This window comes from Acinetobacter sp. SK-43, assembly GCF_015351505.1.
Lineage (GTDB): Bacteria > Pseudomonadota > Gammaproteobacteria > Pseudomonadales > Moraxellaceae > Acinetobacter > Acinetobacter junii.
The window spans coordinates 1-5,175 of sequence record NZ_JADKPY010000079.1; the positions used below are offsets into that span (position 1 = coordinate 1).

Consider the following 5,175-nt stretch of genomic DNA (forward strand, 5'->3'; position numbering starts at 1 on the left):
ATGTTTATCCACGGTCTTGATATCTATCACAAAGAAACTCGTTTTAATGTAGGCAAGTAAGATGAAAGAATGATGAAATCATTATACTTTACTATTCACATTATTATTGATATCAAAAACTTACTTTTGTAACTGAGAATTATTCTTGCAAATAGAAACATTTAGAACTATTTGCAAGAATGTCTTATCGATTTAAAATTTAAATTCTAAGCCAGTACCCACAACAGGTTGCTTATCCTTAGCATCAGCCTGTTCAAAAGTTGAATAACCTGCATATCCGTAGACTTTAACTTGTTTGTTGAAAGCATAGTCTAAACCCAACAATATTTGCTGAGCATCAAAATCTGCCTGTTCTGTTTTAAATGAAGTTGAATTCTGACTATACTGAGCTTTGACTGTCCAATTGGCATAATTTGGTACTTTGTACTCAGCACCAATCAACCAACCATTAGAATCATCAATATTTGCAGCAGCTTCATCATTTCCAAGTTTATTTTCAACCTCAGAATTTTGATAAAGCGCTTTGATCATCAATCCCTCAACGGGTGTGATTCGACCAATCAATCGCAATGTATTTGCCGCTGCAAAAACCTCATCTACATTGGTTTCTGTATCTTTTGCATTTAATAAACCGTGTCCCAAAAAATCACTTGGAATAGCTTTGTCATAACCAACACCAAGTAAAAATAATGGATGGCTATAACTCAAAGAAGCAGACCATGCATCCCCTAATCCACGTCCAGCCGTATTTACACCACCGCGTTTATCATCTTCAATACCTCGACTCTCGCCAGTAGCCAACAAAACACTGGCTTCAATATTACCGCCTTGAAAAGCAAGCTCTGGAGAGTCGTACACCACCACATTATTGACACGATTTTCTCCTGTCATAATGCCTGTGATATCGGCTTTATTACTTATATAGTTATTAAAACTATCGACAGGACTAGATAACTCTTTGAGCGGAGTATTATGTTTACCGACTTTAATAGTTCCTAAATGCTGATCTTTTAAACCAATATAACGATTTCTTTGAGACCAATCAGTCTTGTCACCATCAGCATAAAATGCCCATTCTGCTAAATAGACAGCGCTCAAACGATCAGATAATTTTTCTTCGCCTTTAATGCCTAAAAATGAACTATTGCTATTAATTTTCCATACATCGCGATCAGATGAGTTAGCATTATTTTCAGGTAAATAATCTAAACTTGCATCTATCTCACCATAGAGTTTTGGTGCTGCAAATGTTGAACTAGTGACAACACTTAAAATCGCTGCACATACAATTTTCATCTTCATTCTAGTCATCCTAACCATCTAAAAAATACAAAAAGAACCCATATTTCGCTGATATCAGCAAAATTATGATTTAAAAAAGAATTGTGAGTACTTGAGAAAACTCATGTATTTCAATCAACACATGAGTTTTCCGAGAATTTAATTACATATGATAAAAAGGGAAAACACCGAAAATCAAAGCACTACCCATCAATACGCAACAGGTAATAAATGCCCATTTCAAAGTGAATTTTTGATGATCTGCCAATTCCACAGCTGCCAAACCACACAACAAATAAGTTGAAGGAACAAGTGGTGATAATAAGTGTATCGGCTGACCAATAATCGATGCGCGCGCAATCTCAACAGGTGGAATACCATAATGCGAAGCCGCTTCAGCTAAAATCGGTAGCACACCGAAGTAAAAAGCATCATTCGACATAAAGAATGTGAGTGGCATACTCAATACACCTGTAATCGGTGCAAGATAAGGTCCCATACTTGGTGGAATAATCGCGACGAAGCCTTTCGACATCGCTTCAACCATACCTGTACCCGATAAGATGCCCGTAAATACGCCCGCTGCAAAAATCACACCCACGACTGCAAGCACACTGTCTGCATGCATCGCGATACGCTTTTTCTGCATATTTACGCATGGATAATTCACAACCAAAGCAATACAGAAACCAAGCATGAATAAGATCGACATCGGTAAAATCCCTTTCACCAAAGATGCCATCAACAACAAGGTTAAAATACCGTTGAACCAGCGTAAATGTGGACGTTGCGCATCAGGGTCTTTTGAGATCGAGATATCATCAGCATGACTAATATCTACCAGCTCAATAACACCTAAACGTTTACGTTCATACATACCATACAGATAAGCCAAGAAAAATAGCCAAGCAGCCGCAACGATCATCGAGGGAATCATTGGAATGAATACTTCACTTGCATCCACTTGCAGCGCGCTTGCGGCACGTGCTGTTGGACCACCCCACGGCGTAAGATTCATAACTCCACTACACAACAACATCAAACAAGTCATAATGAGTGGATTCATGCCGACCCGTTTATATAGTGGCATCATGGCTGCAACACAGATCATGTAGGTCGTAGAACCATCACCATCTAAGGAAACCAATAAGGTTAGAAAAACAGTTCCTAGGGTAATTTTGAGTGGATCACCTTTGACTTTCTTCAGAATCCATCTAACCGATGGGTCAAACAACCCTGTATCAATCATCAATGCAAAATAAAGGATTGCAAAAAGAAGCATTACGCCCGTTGGTGCAAGTTTTTTAATACCATCTAACATGGTATTGCCGAGCTCGGCTAATTCAATATGACTAAGACTTTCAAAATAAAAACCCAATCCCCATGCAATAATTGCAAATAAGAATGGGATTAAAATTAATGCAACTAACGCACTAAGACGTTTTGACATGATCAAATACATAAAGCACATGATCATGCTAATACCTAAAAAAGTAAGCATTTTAAGCAATCCTTAGCATAATTAATATTGTGACTGGTTAACTCCTAACCCAGCCGAGATTCTATGCGATAGAAATCAAAATAATTCATTTAATTTTATTATAACAATCAACAAATACATTCACATGAAAAATAAACAAAAAACATATAATATCAACAATCAAAAACAAGTTATTGATTTTAATAATTTTATATAAAAACAAATACAACCAAATGATAAAAAATTAGTAAAAATAATATTTAAAAATACTATATATTTACCACATCTATGCAATATAATAGTGCAAATATTGGTTGTTTTTTAACTATTTTATTAATATAACAATTAAAATAAATAAACCTAATTAGAAAAACATATATAATGAATAAATAATACCCAACCGAGAGCAGATTAATATTCAAACAATTATTTTATTTAACACCCGAAAAAAGAATAAAAATCCAAAAATGATTTATTTATTAAAAATCTATATTTTTATAATAAAAATATTATTTAAAACAATCCTCAAAAAACATTCTAGCGGATAACATTACAATCAAAAAAAGAATACTGTCTAAGATCATAATTTTAATTATAATCATAGATAGTTTGATCCTAAACGATATAAAACAAAGACATAACGCAAAGACATAACGCATGGAAGGAACAAAAAATGAATCTTTATGAATCTCAGGGACACCGCGATACTGCCCATGAGCAACTCTTTAACATCTTCAACCAACAACGTTCCGCATTTAATGCTCTTCCATATCCCGATTTAGATTCAAGACGTAGCAAATTATTTAAGCTAAAAAAGCAAATTATTCGTTATCAAGATGTCATCGCCGAAGCCATTAATACCGACTTTAGTTCTCGATCAATCGATGAATCTAAACTGCTCGATTTACTTGGTTCTGTTCTAGAGGCTGAACATGCGATCCGCCATCTAAGAAAATGGATGCGTCCAAGCAAACGAAGCACTGAATTACTTTTTTTATCAAATCGACTAAGAGTCCAATACCAACCTAAAGGTGTGGTCGGTGTTGTTGTACCTTGGAATTTCCCTGTTTACTTGGCTTTAGGACCATTGGTGGCAGCCTTGGCTGCTGGCAATCGGGTCATGATCAAATTACCTGAAATCACACCTGCGACCAATGCTGTTATGAAACGCATGCTTGCTGAAGTTTTTAGTGAAGATGAAGTCGCTATTTTTGGCGAGGAAATTACCGATCCTTCGCTATTCACGACCCTGCCTTTCAATCATATCGTTTTCACAGGGTCACCCGCGATCGGTCGTGTGGTGATGCGTGCTGCGGCAGAGAATTTAACCCCAGTCACCTTAGAACTAGGCGGTAAATCACCAGCATTAGTGAGCCGCCATTATCCCTTAGCTGATGCTGCCATGCGTATCCTGCATGGAAAAGCGACCAACAGTGGGCAAATTTGTGTAGCACCGGATTATGCACTTGTTCCAAAAGAAAAAGTAATTCCGTTTGCTGAACAATGTAAATCACATTTCACATCTATGTATGGCAACACAATTGATGAAAATAGCAATTATACCTCCATCGTCAATGATCGTCACTTAAAACGATTGCTGGAGATACTTGAGGATGCAAAGGCTAAAGGTGCTGAGGTTATTGTATGTGGTGAATATCATCCAGAACGTGATGCTCGTCGTATGCCTGTACATCTTGTATTGAATTGCACAGCAGATATGCGCATTCTCAAGGAAGAATTATTTGGCCCCATCCTACCAGTCGTTGCATACGATACGATTGATGATGCGATTACCTACATCAAAGTGGGTGAACGCCCATTAGCACTGTATTGCTTTACGCATGATGCCAATGAACGTGACTATATTTTAAAACAAACTCATTCAGGTGGTGTGACGATTAATGATTGGGGTTGGCATGTAGTCAACCATGATGCTCCTTTTGGTGGTATCGGTAACTCAGGTATGGGAACTTATCATGGTGTTGAAGGTTTCCGAGAGCTTTCGCATGCAAAAACTATTTTTACCCGTCAGCGCTTTTTCCCAACCCAATTATTCTATCCACCCTACGGAACTTGGGTACAAAAACTCGCTTTGCATTTCTTTTTGAAAAAGGGCGATCCAAATCTCAAATAAAATTGAAAAAAAAGAGAGTTTAAAACTCTCTTTTTTTAACTGAATAAACAGGTTATTTCCTTAGTTTGGATCTAAAAAACGTAATCCAACACCTGCAATTGTAAAAATATAAGATGGCGTGAGTGCTGAATCACCTATCTTGGTACGCAATTTTTTAACTAAAATTCGGAGATAGTGAGTATCCTCTTCGTGGCTGACACCCCATAGCTCAGCCATGATTTGTTTTTGGGTAACAATCTTTCCTTGGTGGCGAATCAGTAATGCTAAAAGCTGTATTTCT

At 36.9% G+C, this 5,175-nt stretch carries 4 protein-coding genes; 1 reads left to right on the forward strand and 3 read right to left on the reverse strand.

From position 1 onward, the window contains the following. Window positions 1-192: 192 nt before the first annotated feature. Together IRT38_RS14865 and IRT38_RS14870 are read right to left on the reverse strand one after the other, a co-directional pair. Window positions 193-1,302, reverse strand: coding sequence for a porin (locus tag IRT38_RS14865; protein ID WP_194598120.1), 1,110 nt, complete (start codon window positions 1,300-1,302; stop codon window positions 193-195). A gap of 142 nt (window positions 1,303-1,444) precedes the next feature. Further along, window positions 1,445-2,782 carry a CitMHS family transporter gene (locus IRT38_RS14870; RefSeq protein WP_194598121.1) on the reverse strand — a complete coding sequence of 446 codons (1,338 nt, stop codon included), beginning with the start codon at window positions 2,780-2,782 and terminating at the stop codon, window positions 1,445-1,447. Between the two features lie 652 nt (window positions 2,783-3,434). Here IRT38_RS14870 and IRT38_RS14875 point away from each other — a divergent pair. After that, window positions 3,435-4,895 (forward strand): coniferyl aldehyde dehydrogenase, encoded by a 1,461-nt coding sequence (locus IRT38_RS14875; protein ID WP_194598122.1) that lies wholly within the window; start codon window positions 3,435-3,437, stop codon window positions 4,893-4,895. Between the two features lie 60 nt (window positions 4,896-4,955). Here the strand turns inward: IRT38_RS14875 and IRT38_RS14880 are convergent. Beyond that, a partial coding sequence (locus IRT38_RS14880; protein ID WP_194598123.1) for a helix-turn-helix domain-containing protein occupies window positions 4,956-5,175 on the reverse strand: 220 nt, incomplete at its 5' end.